Here is a 16,502-nt window from a genome sequence, read left to right as displayed (position 1 = left end):
CCTCTAGACTTCGATCTGGTGCCGCCGAATGAGAAGAGGCCGCTGATAAATCAGCGGCCTTTTTGCCTTTCAACAGACTTAGATGAGAGCGAGTTTTCGTCAATCAGTTCATTGATCACGCCTTGGAAATAACGATCTCTTCTAGCATTAGACCCGGCTTAACGAAATCGATATCTAACACGTAGAAACCAGGGTGTAGTTTCACCTGTAGGCCTTCAACTTTCACACAGTCACCGCAAGTTCCATTCGTGGGTAACGTCATGCTGAATTCGCCGTTAAGAAATAAGCTACATGCTGATTGCGCGAGCGAATCTCGGTCAAAGTGCATAACACCATGAAATTGATAGTTGGCTGTTTCGTTCACTTCAAGTGTTACAGACGTATTAACATTGGTGTGTAGGTTCAGCGTTTGTTCTGCTTGATGAATTAAACCTTTGGGTGCTTGGTCTAAAGAGGTAAAGGCTTGTATCGGTTCATAGGCTTTGAGAGCGCGCTCCATAACAGGCGTGGACATAATGAAACGACAAATGTTCATCGCGCTGCGTTGCAACTCACCGAGGGTTAAAGTCTTTTCTGCTAACGCTTCTAACGTGTCGTCACCCATGATATTTGATTCTGCGCCGTTGTGTTCTACCACCATATACAGATCGTTTTGAGCGCGCAGCATGAAAGAGGTGAACGTCTTACTTTCTTGCCCCGCGTTTATCGGGTCATTCATTTTTGCCCACCAATCAGTCATCACAATGCCTGTGAAGCCCCATTCATTGCGAAGGATGGTTGTGTTCAGATCGTAGTTGGATGCTGCCCAGTGACCATTAACAGGATTGTATGAGGTCATAATGGTTGAGGCCTTGCCTTCCTTGACGGCGATCTCGAAAGGCTTAATGTGGATCTCTCTAAGTGCACGTTCAGAAAGAATGCTATCAACATCTACACGCGCAGTTTCTTGGTCATTGCCAGCAAAATGCTTGATTGTCCCAGAGACGCCAGCATTAGCGAGACCCCGAGTTTGTGCCGCAGCCATGACACCGGTGAGAAGCGGGTCTTCAGAGAAATACTCAAAATTACGACCATTCAGTGGATGTCGATGAATGTTGATACCAGGCCCTAATAAGGTATCAATGTGGTTGGCACTTAGTTCTTTACCAATTAAGTAAAAGAGCTTTTCGTTTAAAGCAAGATTCCAAGTGCAGCCAAGTAATGTACCGATAGGAACCTGAGTGGCTTTGTGACCACTATCCATGCGAATGCCAGAAGGACCATCGGCGGCAGCCGCCACGGGAATTCCTAAGTTAAATAGGCAATCTGAAAGGCCACCAAACGCAGCCGCGGTGCCCGGTGTGACCTTTGGGCTACACATGCCTTCGCCACGAACAATCATGGCGAGTTGTTCAGGTGTCATTTGAGCAACAAATTCGCTTAAGCTCGCTTTTCCCTGTTTAACATCGATTAATTTAATGCCTTGGTCACCCACTATATCAAGAGGTGTTGGCATGTTTTCTTTAATACGCTCGGCCAAAGAGACGGTGCGAACGGGCACCGTTTCAAGGCAAGATTCGTAAACGCCGTTCGGTGTTTTCTTAGCGGGTTTGATGCGTTCAAAAGAATAAGTGGGCGCGCAAGCTTCACTTAGTGACTCAACCAAAACTAACGAGTCTACGTGATAATCCGCAGCGATATGTTTTGCATGGCGAATGCTATCGCCCATGAAAAATTGGTAGTTACCTGACTCAATGACATAGCTGTTGCGGCTACCTGTCACGCCACTATCATCATAGGAAGCCAGCATGCTTGCAGGGACGGAAATTTTCACAAAGTCACTTTGGTTTGGCTCGATGACCTTTGTCTTGGCGAAACCGATTAGCACTTTTGCGGGCTTGCCTAATTGACCTTGTGGCGCTTCAACATAAAGCTGCACCACTTCTTTACTGGCGTAATGACTGCCAATGTTACTCACTTTGATATCAAAAATTAGCAAGGCTTTTGCGCCTTCACCGTGAATCGAGAAATCTACTAACTCACGAGTAAACGCGGTATAGGATAAACCCGCGCCAAACTCAAATTGAACAGAATCGGGTTGGAAGGTTTCAAAATATCGGTAGCCGACATAGATGTCTTCAACGTAAAGGTTACGGTCTTTACGCCCGAAATTGGGTGATGATGGGTAGTCAGAAAGGTGGTGAGCAATGGTGTCGGTTAAGCGACCACTTGGGGACTGTTGCCCAGATACGATATCAGCAAGTGCATGACCGCCTTCCATTCCCGCCGCCCAGCTATAAAGTACGGCTTTGAGCGATTGTTTGTGTTCCAGCGTGTTTAACCACGACATGTCCATGATGTTCGTGACATTCATGACCACGATAACGTCCGAAAAGTGACTCGCCACTTTGGAGAGCATGTCGATTTCATGATTGGTTAAACGATAACTGCCTTGTTCCTCAGCGTTATCCTGATCTTCTCCCGCCGTACGTCCAATAAATACCATTGCTTTATCTGACCGCGCAGACGCGCTGGCGACGAGATCATCTGACAAAGCCATTTCTTTTTGGAACCAAGGCGCAGATGCCCAACCGCCGCAGCCGTTATCGAACGGATTGTCGGCGACCCAGTCTTGATAAACAGCCACTAACTCTTCATTGATGGTAATCGCGCTATTGGCTAGAAACCCCTCGAGGATATTGACTGCATATGGGACATTCACGGCACCTCCTGATCCCGTACCACTTCGATAGGTGTCAATTTGGCAACGCCCAAACAGAGACACCACATCATTTTCCTTCAAGGGTAAAATCGAGTCAGTGTTTTTTAAGAGTACGACACCTTCTGCCGCAGCTTGGCGGCTGACAGGGACGAGGTGGCTTTGCGCATCCATAATTTCTTTTCTGTTCATATACAATCACACAACCGTTTTAGTCTTGCTATCGTCATTATCAGTATGGCAATTAGCGGGATAATGTCGTTGAAAACAAGAGTGAAAATTCACGTTATTGATGAGAAATAGTATACTTGCGGAGTGCGTGAAACTACCAATATGGCGACCAATAAAAGGAATCGAGCGACATGAGTGTCGTCTACCAACTTAGATCACATCAAAAACATAGCCACCTAAAATTCGCTTATCTAGATGGCCATCATCACAGCGATTTCGCGGCACATAAGCATGATTTTTCGGAGTTGTTTTTTGTCACAAGCGGAAGTGGAAAACATACGGTGGCAGATCACGAGTATCCAATACGCAAAGGCGATGTGTTTGTGATAAACGGCGATATCGAGCACGGCTTCAGTGATGTGAAGAAGCTTGAAGTTGTGAACCTCATGTTTGATGCGAAAAGGCCTTTTTTTGAGCTGCCGTCTATGCGTCAGTTACCGGGCTACCAGGCAATGTTCAAAATAGAACCCATTGCTAGGCAAACCACTGAATACAAAGCCAAGTTGACCCTAGATAGACAACAACTGCTTGAAATCGAGCACTTGCTGACTGTGATTAAGACAGAATACGAATCATATCAACCCGCGTTTGAGGTGATGCTGACAAGCTCGATGCAACAATTGGTCATTCGTCTTGCACGAATATATCAAGATAGCAGCAGTGATTTACCACCGACCACGATTGCGTTGAGCCGAGCCCTTGTATTTATTGAACAGAATTTCAATGATGCCGAGGTCAATACCGATACTATCGCCAAAGCAGCATTTATCAGTAAGCGTCAGATGGAAAGGTTGTTTCGACAATTTATGAATTCATCGCCAAACCAGTACTTGAAGCAGATTCAACTTAACTATGCAGTAAAACTGTTAGATAGCGGTAGTGACTTGACGATTCAATATATTGCTGAGAACTGCGGCTTTTCTGATAGCAATTATTTCTCAAAGTGCTTCAAGCAGCAGTTTAGATGCAGCCCTAGAGCTTATAGAAAACGGGCGATTGTTGAGAGGGGTGACACCAACGCTGATAGATACCGTTGTATCTCGTGGAAAGACGGGCAAGCGCTGTAATTCCGATGGTAGCCATTAGACGATAGATAATAGAAAAGGAGGCAAAATGCCTCCTTTTCGTTAAGCGTGATGGTTACGTGTGGCGATCATCTAGTAACACTACACGTCATGAAGATGCTTACTTACTACTACTCTCTTCTTTTAGAAAAGCGCTAAACCGGCTTGATATAACGCGTTGGCGTAATATCAGGATTTAGAAGGTACCGAATTCTTCGCCCGCTTAAACCTGGGCTCATACCACCAATTCTCTGCCACGTAGACCAACCCAGCACGCCATCACTTCTGTCAAAGTGCTTACTTTGGTCTATATCGCCGATATGGTGTGTTGTCGTTGGATCACCGACTGTAAAAGCATGGTCGGTTTGCCCACAGACGGTGTGTACGAGAGGTGCTTCCATTCTATCACTACCACAAAATGCATTGGCAGCCCGAATGACTTCTCTACCACGTAATACCGTGTCTCTTATTGGGCTGCTGGTCGCTATTGAGAGACTGTATTTAGGGCTACTTACGCCACAGCCATCTCTTAAAATTTCTAAAAGGCGGGTGGTGTGAGCGAATGCGTTGTTTGTGAAACTCTCGTCAAGGTGGCACAAAACAACACTGTCTGAGTAATCTTCCACAATGATCAAGCAATGACAGGGGCCCACACCTGTTGTGGTGAGTACGGTTTTGGCTTGGTCTGGGAATTTGTTTGGTTCAAAGCAAAATCCTGCATAGCCTTGAGGGACGATCAGAATTTTTCTTGCTTCGTCCAAAGGTTTAGACAACCTGCCTGTTTCTTGAATCGTAATCATGCAGAAATATCCTTTTTAATCTGTATGTTATCAATAATTAGTGTCGAGTATCTAGCTAACCCTACGCTTAATCTACGTTTGGGTTTCATATCTATAAATCACAACGCTACTCACTGTAAGTCCCAAAGGATTGTCGAACTCATAGTATGAGCAGAAGTTTTACAACGAAATGCTTTGCGGGATGAATTGAAGGATTTTCGAAAACCAAAGACCCTAGATGTGACTAATGCATCAATATATTGTAACCTAATCGTTTCATATGTTTCATAAATTGGACTAAATTCCACCTTATAATACAAATATCAACATAATTTTGTTTGTTAAGAAGCGTTTTAGCTGGATTTAAGATGTACTCAGTTAACAAACAAGTTAAACACCTAGAAGCACATCACGCTGGAACGTAACCCTTTCATTTGTAGGTGTTTACAGGCTTCTAGTTCGATTCGTGACTTTAGCAAAATGACTTTGTTGTGAAAGGATGTCGCAGCAATACAGGGAAATTCCATAGGTATGATATTCACGGAAGACGTAAAACGATCGCTTTCAAGTCCTATTTCGAGCGAGCTGCCATGCGGCAAATATCTGAAGACTGACCGAGCAACGTTCAGGCCGCTAAGAAATGAATTTAATGTCGCTCAAACCGCACTGAGAAAACTGGCGCAAAACCCAGATGAAGCCGAACTGGACAACTTGCAGGATGAGAACCTGCAGGCGTGGAAGCAACTGGGTGCGAGCCTAAAGAAAACGTTTGAAACAGAAAGTCGGGATATAGAACTCATCGGATGGATGCTCGCTGTTCAGCTGATCGTGGACAACAGTATTGATGGCGCGTCAAACCTCATCGCTTGGCTAAATGAACTTGTCGAGAATGATTGGGATACTCTCAATCCCGTTTTGCCTCAAGACAAGTTGAAAGGTGAGGGGGATGAAGCCCAAAAAGCGCAATTTGAAGCCAAGGTAAAAGCCTTTTTCCAGATATGTGGGGACAGTGAAGACAGCAGTCTTCTTTATGCGCCGCTTCTCATGTTGCCACTGGTTGGTAACATCACTTTCTTTCAGTATCAAAGTGCTGAGAATAAAGGTGGTGCACCTCAGTTACGCCAGCAAGCGACACAAGCACTCGTGTCGCAGAAAAGCCTTGTGCAAGCTCGTACCGATAACCTCGCACAGCTATCCAAACTTTTTGTGTCAGTTTCTGAGTGTGTCAATAAACACACTCAGCCGATGCTGGTTAAAGGTGTGAATTTCACCTTCGCTTTGTCTCTCATCTCAAAAGCTCAGAGTGCGATCACCTATCTCACAGGGCTTACGCCAACAAAAGAACATTCTGAACCTTCCAATAGTCAAAATTCCTCTAGCCAAGACAATGCCCAATCGATGGAGATACAGGCTGGCGTCAATGATCGTCAATCAGTCAGTCAGCAATCGGTATCTCAAGTCAGTGTCTCGGTGTCTGAAACCGCAAGCTTCTCAGAGGCAGCGAAAATGAACAACATGAACCGAGACCAAGCGTTCGTCCAACTGCGTGAGTTGGCGGAGTACTTCCGTGTCAGTGAGCCTCACAGCCCTGTCTCTTTTCTTTTAGAAAAAGCCATTCGTTGGGGCTATATGCCGTTGCCAGAACTCATGACTGAGCTGCTGGTGGGCAGAGAAAACGATCAAGACAAAATTTTCAATCTTATTGGCTTAGATAGCGAGGAGAGAGTGGTGTTGCCTGAGGTGACTTCAGTAAAGACCTCTCGTCCTTCTTCTCCGCCGATGCAAAATTCCGTTCAGGAAAATGCTTCGCATAACACTGATCAGAAGGAAACACCGAAAGAAAGCTCTAGTAAATCCTCTTCGGGTTCAACGGGTTTACGTTGGTAGGGATAGATTTGTTCACAAATAAATAGGGAAAACTATGGCTAGTATTTTTATGCGCATTGATGGCGTGGATGTGAAAGGCGGAGCAACGATTGAAGGGCTGGAAGGTACAGGCTGGTTTGCGATCAGTTCGTACAAATGGGGTGGCGTGCGCAACGTTGCTATGGATATCGGCAATGCTAATAACGCTGACTCAGGCATGGTGGCAATCACTGAAGTGAACTTTACCAAGCAAGCCGATGGTGCGTCTGAAGATCTACTGTCTTTCCTGTTTAACCCAGGTAAAGAAGGAAAGATGGTCGAGATCGCGTTCACCAAGCCAGAGTCTGGTGGTCAAGGTGCCGTGGTTTACTTCCAAATTAAGCTCTCCAATGCGCGCCTTGTGTCTTACAACGTTGAAGGCACTGATGGCTCTCAACCAATGGAGAAAGTCGCCCTTTCTTACATTGAGATTTCTCAAAAGCATAACTATGAACTTGAAGATGGCGAGCTGAAAGATGGCGGCATCGTCACCTACAACATACCTCAAGGTAAATTGCTGTCAGGTGCTAAGTAATCGATAGGCGCTGCCTTTGTGGTCGGCGCTTTTTCTTAGTGACGTAAAATTAAAAATGGAATTGTGTTATGGCACTGAATGCACAACATAAACGTGTAAGTAAGAACCGAGTCAGTATTACTTATGATGTGGAAACAAATGGGGCTGTAGAGACCAAAGAGCTGCCTTTCGTGGTCGGTGTCATTGGTGATTTCTCTGGCCACAAACCTGACTCTGATAAAACGGACTTAGAAGAGCGTGAATTTACTGGCGTCGATAAAGACAACTTCGATTCAGTGATGACTCAGGTTCATCCGCAACTTAGCTATAAAGTTGACAACAAATTGGCTGATGACGATAGCCAGTTCGAAGTTAACCTTAGCTTCCAATCCATGCGCGACTTTCACCCTGAAAGCTTAGTTGATCAAATTGATCCGCTGAGACAATTGGTTGAAACCCGTAACCAGCTAAAAGACCTGCTGAGCAAAGCAGACCGCTCTCGTGATCTTGAGCGCCTTCTGAAAGAAGTTCTGCAAAGCACAGATGCAATCCAAGGGTTGGCTGATGAGCTTGGCGTGAAGAAGGAAGGAGATGAGTAATGTCGACTGAACAACAAGCAAATCAAGCGGGTGCAGAAGCGGCGGAAGGTCAAGCGAGTTTTCTAGAACGCGCGATTACTGCAACGACGCAAACACCACCAGATACAACCAAAGAGTTACTTTCAAACCTGACGTCACAAGTGCTTGATGGCACGGTCACTTGGGATAAAAACCTGACGTTGACCATCGAAAAAGCCATTGTGGCCATCGATGAGAAAATCTCCGAGCAGCTACAAGCTGTGATGAAAGAGAAAGATTTTCAAAAGCTCGAAGGTACATGGCTTGGCCTACAGAAACTGGTGAAGAACAGCGATTTGGGTCCAGACCTGAAAATTAAGCTGGCTGACTACACCAAGCAAGAATTGCTAGAGCAATTTGAAGATGCGCCTGCTATCGATCGTAGCCGCTTCTTCACCATGATTTACCAAGAAGAGTTTGGTACGGCGGGTGGTCAACCTTACGGTGCGCTGATTGGTGATTATGAGTTTGGTTATGGCGATGAAGATGTGGCGCTATTGCGCTACATGGGTGAAGTGGCTTCGGCTTCTCATGCCCCATTCGTTGCAGCAGCGAACGCGAGCATGTTCGATTTCGATTCGTTCCAAACGTTCCAAGAAGGTAAGCCAGTTGCTGCCGGTTTTGACTCACCAGCTTACGCAAGCTGGAATGCATTCCGTGCAAGCGACGACAGCCGTTATGTGGCACTTACGCTACCTAAAACGTTGGCACGTCTGCCATACGGCGAAGGCACAATTCCTGTGAAATCTTTTGCGTTTGAAGAGCTAGCAAAAGGCGCTGACGGTTCGGCTGTGCCAGAATCTGAAGACGACTTCGTATGGAGCAACGCGGCGTACGATTACGGTCTAAACCTGACCAATGCCTATCGTCAGTTCGGCTGGTGTACTGCCATTCGCGGTAATGACAACGGCGGTAAAGTGGAAAACCTTCCTAACTTTACTTTCAAGAACGATGCTGGCGATCTCCTTCAGCAATGTCCTACCGAAGTTAACCTAACTGATGAGCGTGAAAAAGAGCTTAGCGACCTAGGTTTCTTGCCGTTGGTTCACTACAAAAACACCAACTACGGTGTGTTCATGGGCGCGCAAACGGCACACAAGCCGAAGACGTATACCGACCCTGAAGCGACAGCGAACGCTGCCATTTCAGCTCGCCTGCCTTACACCATGGCAAGTAGCCGTATCGCACACTTCTTGAAAGTGATGGGCCGCGACAAAATCGGTTCACACCTTGAAGCGACCGATGTTGAGAAAGAGCTAAATACTTGGATTCACCAATATGTGAACCCAAATGCTATCGGCAACGAAGCGAAAGCTCGTCATCCCTTGGTTGAAGCGAAAGTGACCGTTCAGGAACAAGCGGGTAAGCCAGGCGCTTACTCTGCTGTCGCTTATCTTCGTCCTTGGCTACAAATGGAAGAATTGACGACCTCCTTACGGATGGTTGCCAATATTCCAGGCTAACTCAAATGGCGGGGGAATATCCCCGCTTTTTGAACAGGGATGATAGCCGATGGCAGATAACGCAACCTTTATTAATTCTCACGACAGCGAGCACTGGCAAGCTCTGCTGGCCTCGTCACGTGATAATGATCTGGATGCGTTTAGGTCTTCTGTTACTCGGCTTATTTCCGCACTCGACGAGAAAATCAGCGAGCAGCTCTCGTTGGTGATCCAAGAGCCAGAATTCAAAAAACTCGAATCCAGTTGGCGAGGGCTACAAGGCCTAATCGAACTGCCTGTTTCAATGCGACGCATCAAAGTAAAAATGCTTGATGCCACCTGGCAGGAAATAGCGAACGATGTGAGTCTATCTTTCGACGTTTCTCAATCGACGCTCTACAGAAAAACTTACTCTCAGGAACTTGATACAGCGGGAGGTCAGCCTTTTGGTATGTTGGTGATTGATCATCGCGTTCATCCTGATTTTAGTGACGACAGTGATTATGACGACCTCTATACCCTACAACTCTTGTCTGAAGTGGGGGAGAGGGCATTGTGTCCAATTGCACTTGGTGTCGACCCGTATTTCTTTGGCGATCAGCCTGAGCGTCAGATGCATGACAACGCACGTATTGCTCGAATTTTAGATAGCGATGATTACCGATCATGGCAATTACTGCGTAAAAACCAATCAAGCCGTTTTCTTCATCTGGTATTGCCAGAATATAGCCAGCGTTTACCTTGGCAAAACTACCCTGCGGGGTTTGTTTTTAATGAGGTTCCGCTGTCTGAGCCTGTGTTGTGGGGCAATCCTGCCTACTTACTGGCTGCCAATGTATTGCGCGAATTTGATCGCATTAGTTGGTTTGGTTTCTTACGTGCCTATGATGAAACCGCAGGTCATGGGGCTATTTTGCTCGAAAAGAAAAACCAGTTTGCACGTGTTGATATATTCAGTGAGGAAGATGGGTTCTGGTCTGAGCAAGGCTTTATCGCTCTCAGTAGTTTGTATTTAAGCAGTCAGCAAGGCTTTTTCTCGAATCAGTCTGTATGGCAAGCCCCCGACGAAGCAAGCCGACTACTTGGTATGCTGCAAACCAATTTAATGGCATGTCGTTTTGGGCATTACATCAAGGCACAGCTTCGAGACCAAGTAGGCAGCTTTGACAGTGCTGCAGATTGTAAGCGCAGCCTAGAGCGCTGGATTCAAAAATACATCAGCGAAGTGGATTATGGTGAAGATGCCATCATGGCGCGCTATCCGCTTAAATCTTGTGACATTACTTTGATTGAAGATGCGTCCGATCAAACGCGTTATCTTTGTGAAATCCGCCTTCAACCTCAATATCAATATGAAATTCTAGACGCTCAAATCGTGCTTTCTACAGCTGTGTCTTCCAATGAAGTGGGAGAAAGTGCATGAGCTTGACCATGAAGTTAAAACAGCAGTGGCGCGGCGATTTGGATGATGTGCGTGACGCCATCATTGCGCACATTTCTTCTCTGATTTCTGGACGTGCACCAATCTGGACGGGCAATGAAAACGACAATGCTCTCAGTGGCACTATCGCCACGCTTGGTATGCAAAACATCTCATCTTCTCAAAGCAAAGCAAATAGTGAAGTGGTCGGGGAAGAGATTCGCCAGCTCATCAAAGCCTTTGAGCCGCGTCTATCAGCGGTTGACTTAGAAGTGAATGAAGAGACGACAGGCAACAATCAGCTTGAGTTTCGCATTACGGCCGTTCTGCATACTGACCAAGGTGATGAGACGGTTGTTTTTGATTCGTTTTTAGATTTCAGCACCAGTAAACTTGATGTAAGGAAAACGAATCTTGTCTGATTCCCTGCTTGCCTATTTTGAACAAGAGCTTCGCTTTATCCGTGAAGAAGCTGTTGGATTCTCTCAGCGTCATCCCGGCGCGGCGAGCTCACTCGGTTTGAACAAGGAAACCGTTGATGACCCTCAAGTCGCGAGGTTGATCGAAAGTGTTGCGTTGCTTAACGGCAAACTCCAAAAACGCTTAGATGATGCCTATCCAGAGTTTACAGAAAGCCTGCTGCGATTATTGTTCCCACACTATCTTCGTCCAGTTCCATCGTTTGGGATACTGAGTATTGATGTCGGTGATGATGCAACGGCACAACATTGCATACCCAAAGACACTGAGTTCGATGTGTCTGATGACAACGGCCATCACGCTGTTTTTCGCACAACGCAAAATTTGACGATTAACCCTATAGAGCTGTCAGCACTAGATGTCCTGATGGCACCCTTTGACATCGCAAAACCGCGTGGTGCTGAGCAATCTAAAGCGATGCTGACATTCACGTTTAGCGCTTTTGATGAAGGCATGCCTTTGTCTAGTTTGTCGATGTCACACATAGATTTGCAATTGCAGGGCGATCCGAATTTAATGCTTCGCCTACATGACATGGTGTTGTCCGGTATTGAGCAGGTGGTTGTTTCTTGGGATGGCGGCGAACGCATTCTTGGACAAGATGCGTTAGAGGTGGTGGGGTTTGACAGTAAACAATCAACGCTCCCGTATCTTGCGAGCAGCTTCTTTGGCTTTAAACTTCTTACCGAATTCTTCGTTTTCCCTGAGCGCTTTCATGCATTGCGTTTGAATTTAGGGGATGCAGTCAAACACATTGATTCGCATAGCCTAACAATCAAACTGTTTATTGAAGACCTTGAGGTGGATGTTGCACGCGCCATCGATAAATCGAATTTCACGCTTCATAGCACCCCTGTCGTTAACCTGCACCGTGTGGTTGCTGAGCCAACGCGTATTGATTTCACCCAATCGTCTTATCCGTTAACGATAGATGCAAGCAATCCAGATGCTTTTTCTTTGTTCTCTATTGTGAGTGTTGAAGATGTCGATGAGTGTGGAACAACACCAGTACCCGCGCTATACAGCGATCAATATCAAGTGTCAAAAACGGGTTATCGCTGGCAGCTTTCTGAACGTGACACGGAAGCGGGGGAGACAGAATATCGGCTAAAGGTCACGGATACGCGAAATGAAAGTGCGGACAGTGATCCTCGTATTTGGCTGGTCAACACTCTGTGCTCGAACGGTCGACATGCGGCAAAACTTACTACCAATAGTCATATCCAATGCCGTGAAACCATCACCATTCCCGGCACTGCACGATTGAGTCGTCGACCAACACAACCCGCTCCGAAAAAAGATCTGCAAAACAGCTCATGGGTATTGCTCTCTCATCTGCATTTTAACTATCACGCGATTTTTGGTGCTGAAGATCCGGTAACGCAACTGAAGTCTTTATTTTCTCTTTATAACCATCATGATAGCCAACAAATCACGGCGTATATCAACGCGTTGGTGGCGATTGACACTGAGCAAGTGGTCGCACCAATTCGTGTCTCGGGTAAAAGTTGTTTTGCTTACGGCACGAAGATCAAAGTGACACTAAATGCGAATGAATTAGTGGGTGGAATTGAGCTATTTTCGCATTTGCTCGATCGCTTTTTTGCCTGCTTCGCCGGTTTCAATAGTTTCACGCAGGTGGATGTATTGCTTGAAGGGCAAGATTCTGTATTTCAAGCCTTTCCAAGGAGGGCCGGATGCAAAAGTCTTCTTTAGAAAAGTGGGTTGAACACCCTTATTTAGCAACACTGCAGAGCAGCTGGCAGTTGGTCAAGCATCATGCTCAAGCGCAAGGCGTACGTCCTAATGTTCGATTTAAAGCGGCACGGCTCCCAGCGTATTACCATTCGGAGGTTGTGTCAGTTGAACGCTGCATGAGTGATGACTGGCAGATCACGACATCTTTGTCGGGGTTATCAGGCGCGAAAGGGGTAATGCCTAGAAGCATTTATAAAGAAGCCATCCAAGCTGTGTTTGATGAAGAAGACCATGCCATGGCTGACTTCTTCGACAGTTTTAATAATCGTTATTACCGTCTGTACTGCCAAACCGAAAACAAACATAACCTTTCTGCTCAATGCGAAGAGGAAACATTTGATTGGGTGACCTATAGCCCTTCGATCACGCGATTACTCACCAATTTACATGGTGCGGTAGGCAGCCCTAAAGGTATTCCAGCCAGTCATTTCGTGCAATACACCGGCCTGATTGGGCTGAAGGTGACCTGTCCAGAAACACTTCGTTGCATGCTTGAAGACTATTTTGGCTATCCGTTTGATGTGGAGCGAAGCGCGCTTTCATACCAACCGATTAGCCAAGATGCGCTGACGAAAATCGGTTCATCAGGAATAAACCGTGCGTTGGGTTTTGATGCCTTGATTGGAAAGAACGCTGCGATGGTCGGGCAGAAACTTGACGTTAAAGTGAGACCACAAAGCTACGACGAATACCGCGCTATTCGTCGAGATAAACGCCTTGCTTTCGCCATCAACCAAATGGTGACGCAATACATTGGCGTGAACCTGAAATTTCGCTTGTTGATGAAAGTCGATGGGCAGTATCTGCCGAGACTTTCGCTCTCGGAGAATCAGCAAAAAGGGCAGCAATTGGGCCAGTCAGCTTGGATACGGACGCAGGATAACAAGATGACATTTGTAGAAATGCCACTTAAGGGATAACGGATACCATTATGATAAACATCGAACTTCAGAATCTGGTGAGAAGATTGGCACCGGGCGTAAAATCATCGCTTGAGGCTGCGGCGGGCGATTGTATGGGTCGAACGCATTACGCCGTTGAGTTAGAGCATTGGTTTTACGAGTTGATCAAAGATTCAGCCCTCGGCTGGCACGCTGCCGTAAACCAAAGCAATGTGTCTAAAGGTGCGCTGCTTGATCAACTCGATCAGAAGTTATCATCGTATGCCCGTGGTAATAATGCCGCACCTTCGCTGTCGCCATCACTGATTGAACTCTTAAAAGATGCGTGGCTACTTGCGTCACTTAATCAATCTCAAGCGAGTGTGAACGAGTACCATCTATTGCTGGTATTGCAGCAGCGAATTACTCAAAGTGCCTATAACGGCCCATTGAGTCATTGGATCTCAGAACTGTCTTCAGAATGGCTCAAGAGCAAGGCGAACGAAGTCTCTAGCGGTAAATTGGGCGAGGCTTCAACTGCTGGTGGCGCGCCAGTCGCAGTTGGAGAAGCCAGCACGGCCGCGTTAGATAAATTCACCCATAACCTGACCGAAGCCGCGCGAAACGGAAAACTTGATCCTATCTCTGGGCGTTCGAGTGAAATTCGAAAATCCATTGATATCCTTTGTCGCCGTCGTCAAAACAGTCCCATTCTTGTGGGAGACCCTGGTGTGGGTAAAACCGCTATCGTTGAAGGTCTCGCGCAACAAATTGTTGATGGAAATGTACCGCCAGCACTGGCTAACGTTGAACTACGCAGTCTAGATTTGTCCCTTCTTCAAGCGGGTGCCAGCATCAAAGGCGAATTTGAAAGTCGCCTCAAAGATATCATCAACGAAATCAAACAATCACCGATCCCTATCATCATTTTCATTGATGAAGCACATACCTTAATTGGTGCGGGTGGTGCCGCGGGTCAAAACGATGCTGCTAATATATTGAAGCCAGCATTAGCGCGTGGTGAGTTTCGTTCATTAGCAGCGACAACGTGGGCGGAATACAAGCAATACTTCGAAACAGACGCCGCACTGACGCGTCGTTTCCAAGTGGTTTCAGTCGGTGAGCCAAACCAAAAAGATGCCGTTCAAATGTTGCGTGGCGTGAAGGCAAGCTTAGAGAAGCATCACAATGTGAAAGTGTTGCAAGAAGCCATAGAAGCCGCGGTGACCCTGTCGATGCGTTATCTCCCAGAGCGCAAATTGCCTGACAAAGCTATCAGCCTGCTAGATACCGCATGTTCACGAATCGGTTTGAGCCAAAGTGCAACGCCACAGCAACTAGAAGGCTTGGCTGAGCAAATTCTCTACACCAACAATGAAATAGATTCGTTTCGTCATGAGTCTGCATTGTGGTCGATTGAAAGTGATCAACTGGAGAAAGCAGAGTCTCGTTTGGAATCTTTGCATGCAGAGCATGACGCCCTAGAAAAGCAGTGGGAAGAAGAAAAAACCTTGGTATCGAGCATTCTGGTTTTACAAGAGTCGCTTGATGAAAAGTACCGAGACGGAGAAGACATTTCTGCGTTGCCAGAGCGTAAAGAACTCGACGAAAAAATGACCGAGCTTCGCGATATTCAAGGTGAACATGCTCTGGTAATACCACAAGTGAACCAAGAAACCATCGCAGAAGTTATTTCACTGTGGACGGGGATCCCTGTCGGCAACATGGTGAAAGAAGAAGTCGAACGCTTGATGCATCTGGAAATTCATATTGGTCAGCGTGTGATTGGCCAAGTTGCACCCATCGACGAGATTTCAAAAGCCATTCGTATGTCCCGAGCCGGTCTGACTGATCCACGCAAACCTGTTGGCGTGTTCCTCATGTGTGGCCCAAGTGGTGTGGGTAAAACGGAAACGGCGTTGGCGCTGACAGATTTGTTGTATGGCGGTGAGCAAAACATCACCACGATCAACATGACCGAATTTAAAGAAGAGCACAAAATCTCCATGCTGCTGGGCTCACCCGCAGGTTACGTGGGCTTCGGGAAAGGCGGTGTGTTAACAGAAGCGGTGCGTAAGAACCCATATTCTGTGCTCTTGTTGGATGAAATGGAAAAAGCGCATCCAGGTGTGCATGACTTGTTTTATCAAATCTTTGATAAAGGCACGATCAGTGACAGCGAAGGCCGAGAAATCGACTTCCGTAATACCATTATCATTATGACGTCCAATGCAGCGGACAGTGCCGTAGTTGCAGCTTGTGCAACGGAGCGTCCTACCATTCCAGACCTGACGCAACGCATCTTCCCTGAGCTTCAGAACTTCTTTAAACCTGCATTCTTAGGGCGCGCCACCGTGGTGCCGTATTTCCCGTTGAATGAAGAAGAAATGGCGTCCATTGCTAAGTTGTCTCTGAAACGAATCGAGAAGCGTGTTTCGGCTCATTACGGTGCAACGTTTGAGTATGCCGATGACGTGATTGAACAGCTTGTGATGCGCAATCACTCTCCAGAAACTGGCGCACGTGCGATAGAGCAAATCATCAACAGAACCTTGATGCCTGAACTCGCGAATCAGTGCATTACGCGTATGAGTGAAGGTGAGCCAATCACCGCCATTCGCGTCCGTGTTGACGGTGGCCAATTCGGTTTTGATATCGACTAATAGAACGACTTAAAAGTGGTTTGGTGTACGCCCAGCTCCAGAGAATGAAA

The 16,502-nt window shown here is 46.6% G+C and carries 12 protein-coding genes; 10 read left to right on the top strand and 2 right to left on the bottom strand.

The features are described from left to right. Window positions 1-115 precede the first annotated feature (115 nt). A complete protein-coding gene (locus tag A1OO_RS10735; protein ID WP_017003028.1) occupies window positions 116-2,890 on the bottom strand; it encodes a glycoside hydrolase family 3 protein in 2,775 nt (924 codons plus the stop codon). 170 nt (window positions 2,891-3,060) lie between these two features. On the opposite strand from A1OO_RS10735, the gene A1OO_RS10730 reads away from it, so the two are divergent. Continuing rightward, window positions 3,061-3,996 carry a helix-turn-helix domain-containing protein gene (locus tag A1OO_RS10730; protein ID WP_017003027.1) on the top strand — a complete coding sequence of 312 codons (936 nt, stop codon included), beginning with the start codon at window positions 3,061-3,063 and terminating at the stop codon, window positions 3,994-3,996. A gap of 152 nt (window positions 3,997-4,148) precedes the next feature. Here A1OO_RS10730 and A1OO_RS10725 read toward each other — a convergent pair whose 3' ends face one another. Next, window positions 4,149-4,793, bottom strand: a complete 645-nt coding sequence (locus A1OO_RS10725) for a hypothetical protein (protein ID WP_017003026.1) — start codon at window positions 4,791-4,793, stop codon at window positions 4,149-4,151. A gap of 510 nt (window positions 4,794-5,303) precedes the next feature. Between A1OO_RS10725 and A1OO_RS10720 the strand changes: the two genes are divergently transcribed. From A1OO_RS10720 to tssH, 9 genes are all read left to right on the top strand, one after another. Then, window positions 5,304-6,659, top strand: coding sequence for an ImpA family type VI secretion system protein (locus A1OO_RS10720; protein WP_017003025.1), 1,356 nt, complete (start codon window positions 5,304-5,306; stop codon window positions 6,657-6,659). 34 nt (window positions 6,660-6,693) lie between these two features. Further along, on the top strand, window positions 6,694-7,212 hold the full coding sequence (locus tag A1OO_RS10715) for an Hcp family type VI secretion system effector (protein WP_017003024.1): 519 nt from the start codon (window positions 6,694-6,696) through the stop codon (window positions 7,210-7,212). A 68-nt stretch (window positions 7,213-7,280) separates the two neighbouring features. Next, window positions 7,281-7,790 (top strand): type VI secretion system contractile sheath small subunit, encoded by a 510-nt coding sequence (gene tssB, locus A1OO_RS10710; RefSeq protein ID WP_017003023.1) that lies wholly within the window; start codon window positions 7,281-7,283, stop codon window positions 7,788-7,790. Continuing rightward, complete coding sequence (gene tssC / locus A1OO_RS10705; protein ID WP_017003022.1) at window positions 7,790-9,271, top strand: type VI secretion system contractile sheath large subunit; 1,482 nt, start codon at window positions 7,790-7,792, stop codon at window positions 9,269-9,271. Before tssB ends, tssC begins: the two co-directional genes overlap by 1 nt. Window positions 9,272-9,320: 49 nt before the next feature. Beyond that, window positions 9,321-10,673, top strand: a complete 1,353-nt coding sequence (locus A1OO_RS10700; protein WP_017003021.1) for a type VI secretion system contractile sheath domain-containing protein — start codon at window positions 9,321-9,323, stop codon at window positions 10,671-10,673. Continuing rightward, window positions 10,670-11,092, top strand: coding sequence for a type VI secretion system baseplate subunit TssE (gene tssE / locus A1OO_RS10695; RefSeq protein WP_017003020.1), 423 nt, complete (start codon window positions 10,670-10,672; stop codon window positions 11,090-11,092). The genes A1OO_RS10700 and tssE overlap by 4 nt, the downstream gene beginning before the upstream one ends. Beyond that, window positions 11,085-12,866: a type VI secretion system baseplate subunit TssF gene (gene tssF / locus A1OO_RS10690; RefSeq protein WP_017003019.1), complete on the top strand. Its 1,782-nt coding sequence runs from the start codon at window positions 11,085-11,087 to the stop codon at window positions 12,864-12,866. Before tssE ends, tssF begins: the two co-directional genes overlap by 8 nt. Continuing rightward, complete coding sequence (locus A1OO_RS10685) at window positions 12,848-13,828, top strand: type VI secretion system baseplate subunit TssG (protein ID WP_017003018.1); 981 nt, start codon at window positions 12,848-12,850, stop codon at window positions 13,826-13,828. Before tssF ends, A1OO_RS10685 begins: the two co-directional genes overlap by 19 nt. A gap of 11 nt (window positions 13,829-13,839) precedes the next feature. Next, complete coding sequence (gene tssH / locus A1OO_RS10680) at window positions 13,840-16,452, top strand: type VI secretion system ATPase TssH (RefSeq protein WP_017003017.1); 2,613 nt, start codon at window positions 13,840-13,842, stop codon at window positions 16,450-16,452. Window positions 16,453-16,502 lie beyond the last annotated feature (50 nt).

Origin of the sequence: Enterovibrio norvegicus FF-33 (assembly GCF_000286835.2) — a bacterium.
GTDB classification, from domain to species: Bacteria; Pseudomonadota; Gammaproteobacteria; order Enterobacterales; family Vibrionaceae; genus Enterovibrio; species Enterovibrio norvegicus_A.
Note: the sequence above shows the minus strand (reverse complement) of the source record. Positions and strands in the feature narration are given on the sequence as shown.